Here is an 18,349-nt window from a genome sequence, read left to right as displayed (position 1 = left end):
ATACTAATTAAAACAATTAAATTATGATAACGAAAATTAAAAAAAAGAGTAAAACGATCAAATGTTTAAATCTTTACATGCTATTTATTTTTCCAATGATTGTAAGTGGACAATTATTTGAAGACAACGTTAATAATTACCTTTCGGCTAATAGTGAAGTTTCAAGTATTGGACTAACAGCAAATATTAAGAGTAAAGAAATTGCAAGTTTATTAAAAACACAGTTGCAAAACCCTATAGTTGCTGGAGAAAGTACTGAGCTTGGATTTATGCTTCATGCAGATGAATCAATAACTATTGAAAAAATACAAAATGTTTTAGTAACACCTGCTAAAGAAGCTTATGATGAGATAAAGAGAATTCCTAGAACAATAACAAAGTCAGTAAAGGTTGGTACCGAATTTTATAAATGTTATTTAAGACCATGGAAATGGAAAAAATGTTGGCGAAATGTATATAAAAATGTAACAGAAACTATTATTGATGAAGTTAAAGTTAGAATTCCAGCTGTAGAAGCAATTTACCAAGACGTTTTGGTTCCTTTCATTGAAATTAATCAAACCCTTTTTGCCATAAAAGGAAATTTTAAATATAATATAAATCTTGATGATATTACTGTTGAATTTGAAGGAAACAAATACACGATTACGGGTTTTTTTGATACTAATTTAAGGACAACGGTATATATGGATTATTTGCCTCAAACTATAACCCCTAAAGGGAATTTTAATTCGAAATTTAAAATAAAGATTGTGCAAAAAGGCTATATAGAAATCAATCCAAACGGTTCTATAAAAATTTCAGAACCCACATCAAAATTAGAATTTGCTGAAGCATTTGAATCTGAATTTGTTGTTGATGCAATTGATTTAGGAGCAAAAACTATACCTGTAACAGATTACCTGTTAGATTTAGCGGATAAGGAAGTGAATAAACAACTTGATAAAGCAGTGAAGAAATTAATTGAAGAGAACACTGACAAAATTAATATTAAAGCTTATGCATTAAACCTTATTGAGCAGTTTGACAAGCCTATTAAGCTAAATGATACTGGTTTTATTTATCCAAATGTAACGGGTTTATTTGTTTCTCAATTAAATGGAAAAAAAGTAGACAATAACAATCGAATTGAAATTAAGTTTGGAGTTACATTTCAACCCTTTGCAACATTTGATACAGAACCACTTCCAATTAAGAATAAAGATTCTCTAATAAACTTTAATACTGATGTAATAGTAGGTGAAGGTATTAACATAATGCTACCTGCATTTTTAACTTACGATTTTGTTGCTTCACAATTGAAACCCTTTATATCTGATTTTAATAAAAAAAATGAAGATAAATTTTTACTTAAGAAATTCATAATCAATGAACCCACTGCAGTTTATTCGGATAATGGAAATGTGAATTTAAAAGTTGATTTATTTAAAAGAAAAAACAATAAGAAAATTGGAAATATAAGTATGGATGCCCGTTTTTTTACAACTGAATCTGATACAACAGTTTGTGTAAAAGCCTCAAATGTTAAAATAAAAAGTTCAAATGTTTTGATTTTTTTCGGAAAAGGAATTATTAAAAAATCTATACTAAAAGAAGCTGAAAAAAATAGTTGTAAAAGTGTAGCAAAACAAGTAATTGAAGCTAATAACGGAATTGATGAAAAAATGGATATAAAAACACCATTAGGAACAATAAAAGGAGAAACACAATCATTAAAATTATCCGATATTCTAGCCTACCCTGAATATGTATTACTGAAAATTAGTTTGAACGGTACAGTAAAACTCTATGATCGATTGTAATAAAGATTATATAGAAATTGAATATTGGAAATAATAATACTTAAAAATAATATCATGAAAACAAAAAGAATATTGCTACTACTTGTTTTATTTACAATGAGTGTACAAGCACAGTTACCTAGTTTGGCTGAGAAAAATTATTATAGTAAATTTTATCATACAGAACACACAAAAAAAATGTTAAATACTGTGTTGAACGAAAAAGTAGTTGAGGAAAAAGAAGTAATTCTTAAAGAGTTTAAAAATTATGAAAAGAAAATAAACAATAAGAAAGATGAATATCTATCTATTGAGAAAGAATTAGAAAATATAAAAGATAAAAAAACAAAACAAAATCTTGAACAGAATAAAGCAAAACTAAATCAGGAAATCAAAGATTTAGAAAATGAACGAACTAAAAAAATTAGTGAAATGTTATCAGATACAGAAGAAGTAAACAATGAATCAGAGTCTGAAGAGGATGAATATAACGATGCTAGGTGGTCACAAATTGATTATATAGATTATTTCGAAAAATTATTTAAAAAGAAAGTTGAAGCAAAAATTGAGGAGATTGAAAAAATTGAGTTGGAAATAGTTGCTATTGAAGATTTTCAAATAGCATTAGAAAAAAAAGAAAAAATTGATGTACTTAGAAAAGAGATAAACGACATAGAAAATGAAAAGGATAGTATTATAAAAGAGTATAAAAATAAATACACAGGTTTTTTCCCTTCATGGAAAAAAGAATATAGAAACGATTTTTTTGGATATTATTATAAAAATAACGATTCTAAAACATCCTATTTAAATTCGTTAGCTTTAAACTACAATAATTCAGGTACAGTTATTCAATCTGAGTTAGTTGCAGATACTTTTGGTCCCTTAAGAATTAGTCTTGGAACTGTTGTTCAATCTAATGATGAAGTTCCTCAAACCCAAGAAGAATTGACAAAACAAAAACAACAGGATCATTTAGAAACTTTATTAAATGGTGGCGGCAATTTTTATATAGAAACTATTTTACCAGTACTAACAGTTCACAATAATACAATAGCATTGTATTCCTATTTCAATAATAAAACTGCTACAGAAATTAAAGGATTTAGTAACGAAATTGATACTAATACTTTTAATACTTCGTTAGGTAGTAATTTATATTTCGGTATGAATTCTGATGAAAAAAAATTTAATGTATTTGTACAAACTGATTTTAATGTTATTCTTGCTTCAAAATTATTTTATCAAAACTTGCAATTAGCAAAGCAACAACCATTCTTTCAAGGAAAGCTAATAGTAGGAGTAACATTTTTAAGCAAATTTAGATTGGCTGCTATTCTAAATTCTTTTGGTAGCGATGAAGCAGTGCGAAGTGGAAAAGTAATTTTAGGATTGCAAATTATACCCCAATTTAATTAAAAAATAATTTTTAATAGCATGATAACAAATAACACAACACCAATTAAGATTAACGATCCAATGTATTTTAATCTTTTTTCTAATCTTCAAGGAAACATTTTAAAACCTCATGGAAGAACTTTTAGTAATCACATATTTATAACATTTAAAAATGACAAAGTAGAAGAGGCGAAAGCGTTTATTGCAAGTTTAGCAGAAAATAAAATTACCTATTTCCATAAACAAATTGAGCAGCATGAGGAATTTAATAAAAATAATATTGATAAAAAAACTTTTTGTAATATCTATTTTACGGCTTTATTTTACAAGTATCTCGGAGAAAATATGAAGCAACATTTTGAAGCTTCTTTTACTAATCAAATGAAAGAAGCAGACTTAAATGATTCACCAGTTGATGCCTCTTGGAATAATATTCATATAATGATTTTAGTAGCTAATGCTGATGAAAAAATAATTGAAGAAGAAACAAAAGTTATTTTAGATACCATTTCAGACTTAATTATCAAAAGTTTTGTAGAAAAAGGGAATAAACTAAAGATTAATAGAGAAATAAGTGATAAAGAGCATTTTGGTTACAAAGATGGAATAAGTAATCCTATTTTTTTAGATGAGAACAAAAGGGATATAAACTATTTCGATGATTTTGCTCCTTTAGCATTAGCATTAGTTCAAGATCCTTTCGTAACTAATCCTGATGCTTATGGAAGCTATTTGGTCTTTAGAAAACTAGAACAAAATGTAAATCTATTTAAAAAAATTGAAGATGAAATTGAAAAAAAATTTGAAATTGATGGAGGAGCACTACTTATAGGTCGTTTTGAAAATGGTGTTCCAGTTGTTCTATCTAATGATGTGGAATCAAATACAGAAATGAATGATTTTGACTTTACTAATGACATAACAGGCTCAAAATGTCCTATGCATGCTCATATAAGAGTAACTAATCCACGTGATGATTCAAGCAAATCACATAGAATAATTCGAAGAGCTATTCCTTACGGTGATTACATTGATAAACCTGAACCTAAACCTACAAAAGGTGTAGGTTTATTATTTATGTGTTTTCAAAGTAGTATTGCAAATCAATTTGAATTTATACAAAAAAATGCCAATAGCATAAATCAGTTTGATTCTATTATTGGTCAAAACAATTCTGATATAAATACATTTAGTTTCGCAAAAATATATGGAGATCCGACTAGCTTGTGTAATTACGATATACCAAAATTGGTCACTTTTAAAGGTGGAGAATATTTTTTTGCTCCCTCAAAGCCTTATTTAAATGGGCTTAAAAATAGTTTAGTTTAAATAGAATAGTATTTAATAACACCCCCTACGTAAAATAATTGCGTAGGGGTTTTGTTATTTTGTTTTGTCTAATAGCAATAGGTATAGCCTTGAAAATAAGTTTAACCGTTTGTTTTCAAAACAATAAATATATAAAATGAATAACATTAAAATTCAAAAACTATTAGCAGGAGAAACCATAATTTCTCGAGAAGCGGGCAACAGTATGTTGCCTATTTTAAAGTCCAAGCAAGCTGTTCGATTAGCTCCCATAACTTGGGAAGCATGTCAAGTAGGTGATATGGTGTATTGTAAAGTAAGAGGTAATGTTTTTACTCATTTGGTTAAAGGTAAGAATGAGAAACGCGGTTTACTCATTGGAAACAATCATGGGCATATCAACGGTTGGACAAAACAAGTATATGGAAAAGTAATTGAGATTCTCAAGGACTAGTCCTATGCTTTTTGTAAGAAAATAATTTGAATGATATAAAACGTTTTTATTTAAATTTGAAAAAAAGTAACAAAATGTCTAAATCAGTTTTTCAAGTCAATTTATCGGGTATTTTAAAAATATTATCAGACAGCATGTATTCCAGTAAGAATGTATTCATTAGAGAACTCATTCAAAATGCGGTTGATGCTATAAAGTTTAGAGAATTACAAGATCAATTTACGCCTCATATTTTAGTAGAATTTTATCAGAATGAGCAAGATAAGGGTTTGATATTTTCCGACAATGGAATCGGATTAACCTATGATGAAGTAAATGAGTTTTTATCAAAAATTGGAGCCAGTTCAAAATCTAATTTGCTTGAAAATAGAAAAGATTTTATAGGTCAGTTTGGAATCGGTTTGTTGTCTTGTTTTATGGTTTCAGATGAGATTGTTGTTTTATCAAAATCTTTCAAATCACAAGAAGCCGTAAAATGGACCGGCTATATTGATGGAACCTATCACACAGAATATAACGAGACACAAAGTGAAATAGGTACAAAAATTATTCTAAAACTCAGACCCGATTTTGAATTCAATTTTGAAATTCTTAACGATTTACTCTTACTTTATGGAGAATTTGTAGGGTACAAAATACATGTCGAATACAACGGAAAATCTAAAAAAGCGATAGGAAGCCCAATGGCTTGGAATGAAAAAGATAATGACAAAATTCAATTTTTTGGAAATCAATTTTTTGGAGAAACTTTTACTAATTATTTCCATCTGAAGACAAAAGATGGCAAAAATAGTGGTATAGCATATATTTTACCCAAACCAGTTCATCATGGTAGTCAACAACAAAATAGAGTCTATATAAAGAATATGTTTATTACAGATGAAGCCAAAAACATATTACCAGAATGGGCGTTTTTCGTTCGATTATTACTCAATTCAGAAAGTTTATCTCCAACAGCATCTAGAGAGGAAATATATTCAAATGATGAGCTAGAAAGCCTTAAGAATGAGTTAGAAATAGCCATTAAAAATTACCTGATTGATTTAAGTAATAGCAATCCCATTGCTTTAAAAAACATCATTAATAATCATAACGTAGCTTTTAAATCGCTTTGCTTAAAAGATATTTCATTTTTAAAATTTGTCTTTAAATGGTTCACTTTTGAAACCAATTTTGGAAATTTAACATTGGAAGAAATAAAACAAATGAAGAAAGATGTTTTATTTATCGATAGTATTGATGGTTTTAGACAATTAGTTCCTATTGCAATCGCTAGTGAAGTGATGCTAATTAATTCGGGTTACATATATGATACTGAAGTGTTGCATAAAATAAGCGAATTTGATTTTCAAAACCAATACCAAGAAATAACAGTTGAATTTTTTGGAAATATATTAAACGATTTATCGGTAGAAGAATTTAACACTTATGAAACTAAGGTTGAAAACTTAAAATACAATTTAAAAGAATTCAAATGTTTTGTAGAACTTAAAAAGTTCAAACCTATTTCTATTCCTGCTTTGTTTTATATGGATAATGACCAAATTTTAGGAAAAGACCTGAACAATATTAAAGAAGATAGTGACGATTTTTGGGCTTCTATTTCTGAAAGTGTTTACAGTACAGATACATTTCAGTCTAAATTATTTTTAAATCTAGAAAATCCTATAGTATCTAAATTACTAACTACTAATAATAATGATACTGAAAAAATTATCTTAGAAATGCTATATATCAATGCATTAATGATGGGACATTATCCTGTATCAGCCAAAGAATTACAAATGATGAATAACAATATTTTAAATATTATTAATAAAATATAAAGATGAACTTAGAAGAACAAATAGATAGTATTTATGATCAATTGTATCAATTAGATGGTCAATATACTTTAAAGAATAAAGATATCATTTTTGATTTAGTTCAAAAAGCCATACAAACAAAAGATAAAGAATTAGAATTTGAAGCCAGATTAGAATACTTGTCTCAGTTGGTTTTTTTAAATTTTTATGACGAAGCCATTGCTTATTTTCCCTGGTTTTTAAATTACAAAAAAAACAATCCATTAGGGTATTATCATTACCACCATTTGGTATGGAGTTTTAAATGGATAATCATTCGGGTGGCTTCTTATGGAAAAATACCTTTAGCGCAAATTAATAGCTTATTCCAACAATTTGAAAATGAAGTTAAAGAATATGGAGCAGGAGACAAGGTAATCGAATACTTCAGTTCTATCGTACAACTAGGAATAGGAAATTTAGAAGCAGCTGAAGAAAAATACAAGAAATATAGAAAATTAAGAAAAACATCAGATTTAGACGATTGTTATGCCTGTCAAATAAACAACATGCTAGATTTACATATGGCCAAAAGAGATTATAAAAAAGTAATTTCTGAAGCTAAAGATTTAGTCTCTGAAAAATATTCTTGTAAAAGTGTACCAAAAACAACCTATCCAAAAGTAACGTTTGCACATCTTATGTTGGGTAATACATTAAAAGCAGAAGAATTTTATCAATTATCAGTTAAAAAACTCAATTTAGACGAACCACAAATAACGAATGTGTATTATTTATTATTCTTTTTAGCTAAAAAGAATGAGTTATTGAAAGTAAAAAAGCTACTGGATAAACAATTAGATTATGTTTTAAAGTCCAATTCAGATTTAGATAAATTCAAATTTTATTTAGGTTGTTATCTTGTATTTAAAAATGCAGTACTTCATAAAAATAAAAAAATTAAACTAAAGCAGCACGACGGATTAAATTGTGCCTACGATGAAAAAGGATACGATTGTTTAGAACTGGAAGCTTGGTTTAAAGAGAAAACAATAAGTCATAGCGATTTTTTAGATAAAAGAAATAATAATACTTATTATACAGATTATTATACGTTTTTAGACAGTCATTTTTAAGTGTTGAAATAAAAGCGTTTGTAACTACTCCAAAAAAAGAGTCATGAAAGAAAAAATAATTGACCAGCTTAGAACAATTGAAAAGGAAAAAAAAGTTGAAATACTATTTGCTGTAGAATCGGGCAGCAGAGCTTGGGGTTTTGCTTCCCCAGACAGCGATTATGACATTCGTTTTATTTACAAACAGGAAGTAGCTTATTATTTATCTCTTTTCGAAAAAACCGATGTTATTGAGTTCATGACTGCTGATGATTTAGACGGTTCGGGTTGGGATTTACGGAAAACCTTACGATTATTAGCCAAATCCAATGCATCTTTGCTAGAATGGATTCATTCACCCATTGTATATGATCAAGAGGAGTATTTTGCAAAAGAATTAAAAAAAATAGCAGAAAATTGTTTTTCGCCTATAGCTTGTTTGCACCATTATTTAGGAACTACAAAAAACTTTATGGAAGCGTGTGAGCAAGAAAAGGTTAAACTAAAAAGCTATTTCTATGCCTTGCGAACCGCTTTAGCTGGAAAATGGATTATAGAAAACAACACCTTTCCACCGGTAGCTTTTAAGGAATTGCTACCCATTGCTCCGCAAAACATACAAGAAAAAGTGATTGAATTAATGGAAATAAAAGCCAACCGAAACGAAAGTTATTTGCACCCAAAAGAAGAAATAATAACCCACTTCTTGCAAGAAACGGTTGCTTTTAACCAAGAACAGGCTAAAAGGTTAAAAGGAGGCAAGGTTGATAATGAGGAATTGGATAGGTTTTTTTTATCGCAATTATGATATAAATTAAAAGACTATTTTTAAGTGGATTTAAATATTAATTTTAAAATCAAACATGAACTATAAAATCATCATAAACGAAGAAAAACTAAAGCAATTTGTCGATTGGTTACCCGATTTATTGCCTAACGAACAATATTATATAACCCTTTTGGCACGAAAGAAATACTATCCTGAATCGGGTTTAAAAGCAGATAAAGGGCAAATAAAACGCATTACTACCAACAAAGAAAGAATTATTGACAAAATAAGACAATTGCAAACGGAAGAAGGAACGTATTTCTCTGAAAGTTTAGCAGTATGTCAAGAAAATTTAGCCATTTATATTACACCAAATCCTAGAGATTTATATTTGGCAGGTTTAAAAACGATTAAAGACATTACCGACAAAGTAATGAAAAATGATACAAGTTTTAATCCACAAAGTTTGGCTCTAAATGCTATCCAAATTACGACTTCCAGAAAATTGTTTTTTGATTTAGATATCGATTTCAAATCTGTAGATTTTGATGCCACTATTGAAAAATTTAAACAAGATATAAGTAACGTTTTAAATCGAGATTGTTTAACTTTTATTCGTACCAATGGTGGTTTGCATTGTTTAATTAAATTGCAAGATATTAAACCAGAATATATCAAGAATTGGTATCAAAATGTAACCAAATTAGCTTGTGACGCATACGAAGTAACGATGAATGGAGATAATGTTTTGCCTATTGTAGGTTGTATTCAAGGAAAAGATTTTTCTCCTTATTTTATAGAGTAGTAAAACAATGAAAAACAAACTACGACATATTACAATTGATACTACTACTTATACCTATGTTATTAAAAAATGGCAACTAAAACTATTTGTAGATGCCACAGATAAAAACAAGTTTATTATAGTCGATTTTGAATATGATGTAGAGGACCCTAACTATACTAGAAATCTAATTTGGCAAGGCTGTCTTCGTGTTTATAAAGGGGAAGAAGAATTAATCTTAAATATACACGAACCTCATTTTGTAAAAGAAGTAATTGTTGCTTTAGAAATAGAGCAATACGATTTTTCAAAACAGAAACACTATATCGTTGGAAAAGCCTTATTCCTTTTAGAAAAAATGGGATATAATTTAGAAAAGAGCAGTATTAGTAAAATAAATAAAGAGCAAAACTTAAAACAATCAACTGTTCACCAAGTGCTTATAGCTCTAAAACAAGATAAATTATCATTAGCAACAGCTTTAATTTTTGATGCCTTAGATTGTACTTTATTTGAAGCTAAAAAGATAGCAGAGAACATGAAAAAGATAGTTAGCTAATGGATAGAATTTACCAAATCAGGAAACAAAATAATCAAATAGGCAATCATGCTGGTTTTACTTTAAATTGTAGTTTTAAAAAACAAGAAACTTCAATAAAGACAGTTGATTTCGCTATTGATGAATATGAAGCACAATGGAAAGAAGCAACTTTGGAAGGAATTGCTATTTTTTATGCGTTTTATAAAGAGCATTTTTCAGGAGAACTTACCATTACCATAAAAAATATTAAATGGTTTCCAGTAGATACAAGAGATATAATTGTTACTTATGTCATCATAAGAGCTCTATGTGAATGGTTTCAGTTGGATTTTAAACCAATCTTAGATCAATACCAATTTGAATCGGTCTTATTTTTAAATGATTTTTCTTTTGAAACTAAAGATGACATACATTTTTTCATTAATTAAAAGCTTTGAAATTTTAGTTACAAACATTAAACTCTTATTTTTACTCCAATCTTATCATAAAGCTTGTACTGAGCTTGTCGAAGTAAAAGCATCCCATAAGTAGCTCAAGAATACTTTATGGAGTTTCTAATGAGACCCTTACAGGGTGACAATGATGTGTAAAAAAATCAGTAAGAATTAGTAAAATCAGCGTGCTTCGTTTTCTATTTATACAAACACTCTCCACAATCTTGTCATAAAGCTTGTACTGAGCTTGTCGAAGTAAAAGCGTCCCATGAGTAAGGCTCACAATTTAATGGCAACTTCAATAGCAATATAAAAGCTTAACTAATGCGACCCTGTAAGGGTCAAAATACTATGGCTGTGTTTTGTATTAAATAATTATATAAAAAGTAAAAATATTCAGCTATTCAGTATTTAAATGAAATCGGTATAGTTTTTCTCGTTATTTACCAATAAATAACATATTCTTCAACATCGAAGCTTTTACTTTCACCTCTTAACTATGAGAAATGTGTTAATTTGATAAGATGGCTACAGAAAAAATGTAAACAATCATAAAATATTGTATTTCAATACATTAATATTTTAAAATACTTTTTTTGTTGCATATTAATTTCTAACTTTAAGTAATTTACAATTCAAATAAACACATATTATGAAAAACATTTTTTTAAAAAAATTGGCTTTTGCCAGTTTAGTAGCTTTTTTTTGGTCTTGTCAAACTCCAGATGAATCAAAACCTCAAGAGAACAATGCTTTAAATAAGCAAGAAGTAACAACAAATCGTGCAGCAGCAGCATGCGGCACGATGTATGCTTTGGTTTTATCAGCAGGAACCAGTACTCCCGTTCCAGCAGGATTATCTTCTCATATTTATAAAGTAGATGTGTGTGCTTCTCCAGTGGCTTATAATTATTTGTCCACTATAAAAATTGGAGGAACACCTGTAACCAGTGTAACAGGTCTTTGTGATATGCCTGGAGCAGCAGGTTTAGCTTGGGCAGTAACGGGAGCAAATTCTAATTTTCCTTCTAGATTATTAAAAGTACAATTAGCTACAGGAAATGCCGCTGTTGCTTTTCCTACAACTGTTCCTCTACAAGATATTGAAAATTATGGGAATACTGGTTTTTTCTTAGCCATAAAAGAAGCAAGTTCTACCATTATGAAAATGGATGTTACTACAGGTATTTGTACTGTCTTTTCTTCAATTTCACCTACGAATCAGTATAACGGACTCACTTTTGTAAATAACAAAGTACATGTTATTTCTGGTTTAACAAATATGATTTGTAATCCTAATTATGGTGATATTTTTGAATATGATTTAGCGGGTATTTTAACATCGAGATATTCCTATAAAAATTTGCCAGCAAATAATATCTATACCATGAAAGAATTGGGCTTTCATTTTGATAGCTGTTGCAAAAGATGGGTTGTGGGTAGTTCTTCAGGAATCATATCGAATAATTTTGATATTACAGCATGTACCGCTTCATTTCCTAATTTCTTACTCAATACAACCACATCAGGACAACCTCATTATGCTATTTATGATTTTATGTTGAAACCTTAATGATATAATTTGCCATTGCTTTTTTAAAAAATGCCTAAAAAAGAATCTGTTAGAATTTATGGGTGGGAATGTTTTAAAATTTACCGATGTAAAGTAGAGAACATTTCAATTTGAGAATTTTATCTTTTTTAGGCATTTTTCCTTTATAAACTAATGGATTGTCTTTATAGGATGATGAGATAATTAATTTCAAATTTAATTCATTCGTTAATTTATAAGCTACGAGTAGATTCTAATCAATAACAAATAAATAATTATTTTAATTATAAAAACAGGTATAAATACCCTTTTGCAGAAGAATGGAGTAGTATAAATTTGGCAAATAACACTTTACAAATAGATGAAATGACAACAACATGGAACTTTTTAAAAGGAACTTATTGGTATGTGCCTTTTAAATCATTACTAGCAATGCAAATGAGTCCAACAGATGGAACAATAACTCAAATGATAGATCAAACCGTATGGCAAATTACGGACTATGAAGGTGGGTATTTTTGGGGAAATTGTGCCGCTTTGTTGTACGAAAAAGACTCAACACCTACAGATGCTCCTTCTTCATTTAAAATAATGGGATCTATTACACCACAAGGGAAAGTACTTATCGCTTTTATGCCTATAAATCAATTAGGAGCAATATTAGAAACAACAGGTTTTGGTACATTAAAGGAAGAAGGCAAAACTTGGGCATTTGAAATGCAAATGGCTTCAGGTACAAGTAATGTAGTTACCCATTGGGCATTTATGGAAGAAACACAATCTAACGATGTTTCATGGCATCAGCTTCCAGGAACAAATTATAGTGTTCCAGATTTTCTTGCAGCAGCTGGATTTTAATATTTTTTTGAGTTTAATCTTTATACTATTGAAACTGTTCTTTAAGTTACCTCTTTTATAAATTGCATAACTTTCCTATCTTGATATTTCTCTTTTGGTAAATTATAAAATGAAATGATTAAGGATTGTTAACCTTAATTTAAAGAATAATAGGTATTGATGTGAATGTTTTTAAAAAATAATTAAGATTAGGTTATGTCCTATTTTGAATAGTTGCTATTACTATTTTTGCGCTGTTTTAAAAGCAAGAGATGAAAATATTTTATGCAGTTCAAGCAACTGGTAATGGACATATTAGTCGTGCGACACAGTTATATCCGTATCTTAAAAAATATGGTGAAGTTGATTTCTTTTTGAGTGGTAGTAATGCTACTTTGGAAGCTGAAATTCCAGTGAAATATAGAAGTAAAGGGTGTAGTTTATTTTATAGTAAGTGTGGTGGATTAGATTATTGGAATATTGCAAAAAAATTTAAACCCTACCAAATTTACAAAGATGCGAATGAGTTGCCTTTACAAAACTATGATGTAATCATTAATGATTTTGATGCAGTTACTGCTTTAGCTTGTAAATTGCAAAAGGTTCATTCTGTTCAATTTGGCCATCAAGCGAGTTTTATATCTGAAAAAACGCCTAGACCAGAAAGTAGAAGTAAAGTAGGCGAGTTCATATTTAAAAATTATGCACCGGCTCCTCAAAATTTGGGTTTGCATTTTCAATCCTATGATTCCTTTATTCACCCTCCAGTTATAAAAGATGAAATTGTTCAGGCAACTCCTACCAACTTAGGTCATATTACGGTATATTTACCCTCATTTGATAGACAATGTCTTGAAAAAGCTTTTTTTTCATTGCCTCATATTCATTTTCATTGGTTCTTAGATACCGTTAAAGAAAGATATACAAGAAGAAATATCACTTATTTTCCTGTCAATCAAAAGCAATATAATAATAGTCTTATTACTTGTGATGGTATTATTACAGGAGGTGGTTTTGAAACCCCTTCGGAAGCGTTATATTTGGAAAAAATGATTTTATCTATTCCTATTAAAGCACATTATGAACAAGAATGTAATTCAGCTGCTTTAAAATCAATGGGTGTACCTGTGGAATATGAGGTAAAAGATGATTTTAATTTAGTAATTGAAAATTGGTTGAACAGTAACGTTATTTATCCAAAAGTAAAAGCAAATACTATTCCCGATACTTTGGAGTATTTATTTGATACTTATAATAGTAATTAGTGATTAGTAATTAGTAATTAGTAGTTAGTAATTAGTAATTAGTAGTTAGTAATTAGTAATTAGTAATTAGTAATTAGTAGTTAGTAATTAGTTTTTAATTTTTAGTTTTTAATTTATAAGTTAATAACTAATTACATCAACTCCTATCGAAAGAACTGTTCGTCCTCATCAATAAACTCTAATTCAGCATCTTTTTCCCAAATTTCCATTTCACAAGGTTTGCAATTAAATTTAAGTTTGTATGCATTTTCTCCATGAGTTAAAGTTAAGGGTTCAACCACTTTTTCTCCCATTGTATCTCGTTGAAAACGAGAACATTTGCCTAATTCATATTTAACACAGTATTTGGTTACCATTACACGAGATTTTCCTGGATCCCACTGTAATTCAAATGCTTTTTCAATTTCTGTTACACCATGACGTTTGTAAAATTGTCTAGCTAGATTATTTGAAACATTATAGGTAAAATCTAATTCTTGAACAGGATAAGGATGATTTGTAGGTTTTATTTGAAATTCTTCTCTATGATATTCTTTAATACGAATATCAATTAATTGTTCTAAAACAGTACGTCTAATTTCATTTACTTTTGAAATAGGTAAAAACCAATTATTAGAAAATTCAACACGAACCTCTTCTACCATAAATGGGGTGTTACCAGTTTTTACTAAATTAGTTTTAATATTAGGAAGGGTATCATTACCATTTTTTGCTATTTCTCTTTCTGTTTCTAAAGTTGCAATACTGGTATGACCGTCTTCATCTGTAGCAACAAGCATAAACCCGTCTTGGGTTTCTGTGAATACTAAATTGACACTAATTTTTCGAACGGCACTGTTTTCTTTTTCAACAATTCTATTGAATTCTGCATCCGAATTTCTGTAAATTTCTGTACCTACAGGAAGTGGTTTAAAAGTATTAGGTACAACAATATTATTTACAATGATATTAATTTGTGCACCATCTGCTTCACCTGCTTCGTTAATGAAATATAAACCATCTCCATTATTTAACTTATCAGAATTTTCAATTACATAACCATTGGCTTTGGTTTCAATTAGTTTACCAATGTATTGTCCTTGCGATTTTGGACTTTCCCAGTTACCAATTTTTGCTTTTCTTTGGTTTACAAAATAATCAGTATACCCTCTATTAAAACTGCGATCCATTTCAGGTTCAAAATTATAAAAGGTTTTACCTGAGGAAGCTTTTACATATTGGTCGTTATTTTCTAAAAAGGCATCTAATTTTTTACGTAAAAAAGAGGTATTGTTTTTTACATAAACAATGTCTTTTAATCGGCCTTCGATTTTAAATGAAGTTATACCCGCTTCAATCAAATTAGGTAATTGGTCACTTAAATCTAAATCTTTAATAGATAATAAATGACTATTTGAGATTAAAGTTTTTCCTGTTCCATCGGTTAAATTGTAAGGTAAACGACAGTTTTGAGCACACGAACCTCTGTTTGCACTACGTTCACCACCGGCAATACTCATGTAACAATTACCACTAAAAGAGACACAAAGCGCACCCGAAACAAAAAATTCTAATTCAGCATCTGTTGCTTCGTGAATTTCACGTATTTGATCTAAATTTAATTCTCTAGCTAAAACTACACGTTGAATTCCTGCATCTTTAAGGAATTTCACATGTTTTGGATCTCTATTATTGGCTTGCGTACTGGCATGAATAACTATAGGTGGCAAGTTCATTTCCAAAATAGCCATATCCTGAATAATGATGGCATCTACGCCTATAGCATATAATTCGTGTATTAATTTTTCACAAGGCTCTAATTCTTTTTCATATAAAATAGTATTTAGTACCACAAAAACTTGCGCTTTGAATAAATGTGCATAAGAGACCATTTCAGCGATATCTTCAATTGAGTTTGTAGCGTTTGTTCTTGCACCATATAAAGGAGCACCAATATACACAGCATCTGCACCAGCATTAATCGCAGCAATTCCTTGCACCAAATTTTTAGCAGGTGCCAAAATTTCAACCTTTTGTTTCATATTTCTAAATACTAGTTTTCCAAAAACGATTTGGAAAGTGCAAAATTATAAAATAGTTGAGAAATAAAGGTTAGAATTTTAAAAAATCCATATTTATTGACTATTTCAACTCATAAAATTAGAAGATTGTAATAAAAATAGCATCTTTGTAATTCAGTTTATCTAAATGTTATTAGCAGAAAGTAAAAGTAAAATAGGAGAGGACGTTTGTATTGTTGTTTATCCAAACAATTGCAAATGGAATTACATAGTAGATTGTGGAGAAGCAAGTTTGTTAAGTGTAAAAGATTGTTTATCTGCTCGAGCCATTTTTATTTCCCATACTCATATAGATCATTTTATAAATTTTGATCAAATCATGAGATATCAAATTGGCTCTAAGCAACAATATATTATTTGTGGGCCTAAAAATATAGCATTACAAGTTCAAGCCAAGCTTAAATCTTTTACATGGAACTTAATAGAGGATGATGCTATTGTTTATGAAGTGCGAGAAATTATTTCTGAAAAAAAGATTATAACATATGAATTAAAACCGCCTTATTGGGAATTGGTTTTTATTTCTGAAGAAACATCATTATATCAAGATGAAAGGGTTACTGTTCGTTTTGTTATTTTGGATCATAAGACAGATGTTATTGGTTATCATTTTAAAGATAAAGACAACATTAATATAGAAATTTCTCAAATTCCTTATTTACCTGGAAAATGGATTAATGATTTAAAAGAAGCTTATATCTTAAAAAAGGAACAACAAATTATAAAAATTGATGATATAACCTATCAGGCTAAAGAGTTATTTCAATATTTAAAAATAGAAAAAGGAAATACCTTAGGAATCATTTTAGATCATGCTGCTCATAAACGAAATCATGATAAAATTATGCAATTGTTTTATGAATGTGATACTGTACTAATTGAATGTTTTTATAAAAATGAGGATAAAGAAAAGGCAACACGCAATTATCATAGTTATGCTTCACAATCGGGTAAAATTATGTACGAATCCAAAGTCAAAAAAGCGATTCCCATTCATTTTTCAAGAAAATATACAATAGAAGACATTGTTGAGATTGAAACCGATTTTTTTAAAGCGTTTCAAAGAGTCGCTAAATAAGAGCATATGGAGTGTGTAATGTTTATTGGTATTCCAGCTAGTGGTAAGAGTTCTTTTTACAAAGAAAAATTCTTTAATAGTCATATTAGAGTAAGTTTAGATTTATTGAATACTAGAAATAAAGAAAGTAAGTTAATAGAATATTGTTTTGTTACCCAATCAAAATTTGTAATAGATAATACCAATACGACTAAAGAAGAGCGGGCTAAATATATTTCTTTATTGAAAGAAAAAAAATATAAAATTTTTGCCTATTATTTTGATTGTAGTTTAGAACAAGCCTTAGAAAGAAATAAAATGAGAAAAGAAAATATTCCAGACATTGGAGTGAAAGCGAAATATAAATTATTAGAAATGCCCAATTTTAGCGAAGGTTTTGATGCTATTTATAAGGTAACATTAGTAAATAATGAATTTAAAATAGTTGCTTATGAAATTTGAAACCTTGGATTCAAAAATGAGAAAAAACGAAATACTTTTTGATCAATATGTTTTACCGGATAATTATATTATAGTTAGATTAGATGGTAAAGGTTTTACAAAATTAACTAAAGAAAGTTTAGAATTAGAAAAACCTTTCGATATTCGTTTTCATGAAGCCATGATTGCAACAACAAAACATCTTTTAACTGTGGGTTTTAAAGTCATTTATGCTTACACACAAAGTGATGAAATTTCTTTACTGATTGATAAAGACGACAACACATTTAATAGAAAAGTAAGAAAAATTAATTCTGTTTTAGCAGGTGAAGCGAGTGCTTATTTTAGTATGTATTTCAATCATTTATCGGTATTAGATTGTAGAACTATTTCGATACCTAATGTTACTATGATTTTAGATTATTTCTCTTGGAGACAAGAAGATGCTCATAGAAATTCGCTTTCAGCCTATTGTTATTGGACTTTAAGAAAAAATGGCTTGGCTTATAATGAAGCTACAAAAGAAATTGAAAATCTTTCTATTGCTAATAAAAATGATTTGTTATTTCAAAACGGAATTAATTATAATGATTTGCCTTCTTGGCAAAAAAGAGGTGTAGGTATATATTTTGAAAATGTGCAAAAAACAGGTATAAACCCAAGAGATAATACTGAAATAATGTTTAACAGAAAAGAAGTGGTCATTATTAATGACTTACCTATAAGAGAAGTTTATCGAGAGTTTTTATTAAAAATTATAGTATAATAT

The 18,349-nt window shown here is 28.8% G+C and carries 17 protein-coding genes; 16 read left to right on the top strand and 1 reads right to left on the bottom strand.

The window, feature by feature from the left end; genetic code table 11:
• Positions 1–77: 77 nt before the first annotated feature.
• The 13 genes from HALO113_RS01905 to HALO113_RS01845 all read left to right on the top strand — a co-directional run bounded on the left by HALO113_RS01905 (position 78) and on the right by HALO113_RS01845 (position 14,022).
• Entirely contained in the window at positions 78–1,802 is a 1,725-nt protein-coding gene (locus HALO113_RS01905) for a DUF4403 family protein (protein ID WP_159777408.1), read from the top strand.
• A 54-nt stretch (positions 1,803–1,856) separates the two neighbouring features.
• On the top strand, positions 1,857–3,200 hold the full coding sequence (locus tag HALO113_RS01900; protein WP_159777407.1) for a hypothetical protein: 1,344 nt from the start codon (positions 1,857–1,859) through the stop codon (positions 3,198–3,200).
• Between the two features lie 18 nt (positions 3,201–3,218).
• Complete coding sequence (locus HALO113_RS01895) at positions 3,219–4,508, top strand: Dyp-type peroxidase (protein ID WP_159777406.1); 1,290 nt, start codon at positions 3,219–3,221, stop codon at positions 4,506–4,508.
• A gap of 136 nt (positions 4,509–4,644) precedes the next feature.
• On the top strand, positions 4,645–4,941 hold the full coding sequence (locus HALO113_RS01890; protein ID WP_159777405.1) for a phage repressor protein: 297 nt from the start codon (positions 4,645–4,647) through the stop codon (positions 4,939–4,941).
• A 74-nt stretch (positions 4,942–5,015) separates the two neighbouring features.
• Positions 5,016–6,767, top strand: coding sequence for an HSP90 family protein (locus HALO113_RS01885; protein ID WP_159777404.1), 1,752 nt, complete (start codon positions 5,016–5,018; stop codon positions 6,765–6,767).
• A 2-nt stretch (positions 6,768–6,769) separates the two neighbouring features.
• Complete coding sequence (locus HALO113_RS01880; protein WP_159777403.1) at positions 6,770–7,861, top strand: hypothetical protein; 1,092 nt, start codon at positions 6,770–6,772, stop codon at positions 7,859–7,861.
• Between the two features lie 43 nt (positions 7,862–7,904).
• Positions 7,905–8,648 (top strand): nucleotidyltransferase domain-containing protein, encoded by a 744-nt coding sequence (locus HALO113_RS01875; protein WP_159777402.1) that lies wholly within the window; start codon positions 7,905–7,907, stop codon positions 8,646–8,648.
• Positions 8,649–8,703: 55 nt separating this feature from the next.
• Positions 8,704–9,414: a hypothetical protein gene (locus tag HALO113_RS01870; protein ID WP_159777401.1), complete on the top strand. Its 711-nt coding sequence runs from the start codon at positions 8,704–8,706 to the stop codon at positions 9,412–9,414.
• A 7-nt stretch (positions 9,415–9,421) separates the two neighbouring features.
• Entirely contained in the window at positions 9,422–9,952 is a 531-nt protein-coding gene (locus HALO113_RS01865; RefSeq protein WP_159777400.1) for a hypothetical protein, read from the top strand.
• Entirely contained in the window at positions 9,952–10,362 is a 411-nt protein-coding gene (locus tag HALO113_RS01860; protein ID WP_159777399.1) for a hypothetical protein, read from the top strand. Before HALO113_RS01865 ends, HALO113_RS01860 begins: the two co-directional genes overlap by 1 nt.
• Positions 10,363–11,020: 658 nt before the next feature.
• Positions 11,021–11,941, top strand: a complete 921-nt coding sequence (locus HALO113_RS01855) for a hypothetical protein (protein ID WP_159777398.1) — start codon at positions 11,021–11,023, stop codon at positions 11,939–11,941.
• Positions 11,942–12,256: 315 nt separating this feature from the next.
• Complete coding sequence (locus HALO113_RS01850) at positions 12,257–12,778, top strand: hypothetical protein (protein WP_159777397.1); 522 nt, start codon at positions 12,257–12,259, stop codon at positions 12,776–12,778.
• A 251-nt stretch (positions 12,779–13,029) separates the two neighbouring features.
• Positions 13,030–14,022, top strand: coding sequence for a glycosyltransferase family protein (locus HALO113_RS01845; RefSeq protein ID WP_159777396.1), 993 nt, complete (start codon positions 13,030–13,032; stop codon positions 14,020–14,022).
• 143 nt (positions 14,023–14,165) lie between these two features.
• Here the strand turns inward: HALO113_RS01845 and HALO113_RS01840 are convergent, their stop codons facing one another.
• Positions 14,166–16,043: a U32 family peptidase gene (locus tag HALO113_RS01840; protein ID WP_159777395.1), complete on the bottom strand. Its 1,878-nt coding sequence runs from the start codon at positions 16,041–16,043 to the stop codon at positions 14,166–14,168.
• Between the two features lie 166 nt (positions 16,044–16,209).
• Here HALO113_RS01840 and HALO113_RS01835 point away from each other — a divergent pair, with 166 nt between their 5' ends.
• The 3 genes from HALO113_RS01835 to HALO113_RS01825 are packed head-to-tail and all read left to right on the top strand — an operon-like array spanning position 16,210 to position 18,346.
• On the top strand, positions 16,210–17,160 hold the full coding sequence (locus tag HALO113_RS01835; protein ID WP_159777394.1) for a peptidase: 951 nt from the start codon (positions 16,210–16,212) through the stop codon (positions 17,158–17,160).
• 6 nt (positions 17,161–17,166) lie between these two features.
• A complete protein-coding gene (locus HALO113_RS01830; protein ID WP_159777393.1) occupies positions 17,167–17,601 on the top strand; it encodes an AAA family ATPase in 435 nt (144 codons plus the stop codon).
• Entirely contained in the window at positions 17,591–18,346 is a 756-nt protein-coding gene (locus tag HALO113_RS01825; protein ID WP_159777392.1) for a tRNA(His) guanylyltransferase Thg1 family protein, read from the top strand. The genes HALO113_RS01830 and HALO113_RS01825 overlap by 11 nt, the downstream gene beginning before the upstream one ends.
• Positions 18,347–18,349 lie beyond the last annotated feature (3 nt).

The sequence above is a fragment of the Flavobacterium sp. 9AF genome (assembly GCF_902506265.1).
In the GTDB taxonomy this organism is placed as follows: domain Bacteria; phylum Bacteroidota; class Bacteroidia; order Flavobacteriales; family Flavobacteriaceae; genus Flavobacterium.
The sequence above is the reverse complement of the archived record's forward strand: the minus strand, read 5'-3'. Positions and strand labels throughout refer to the sequence as shown.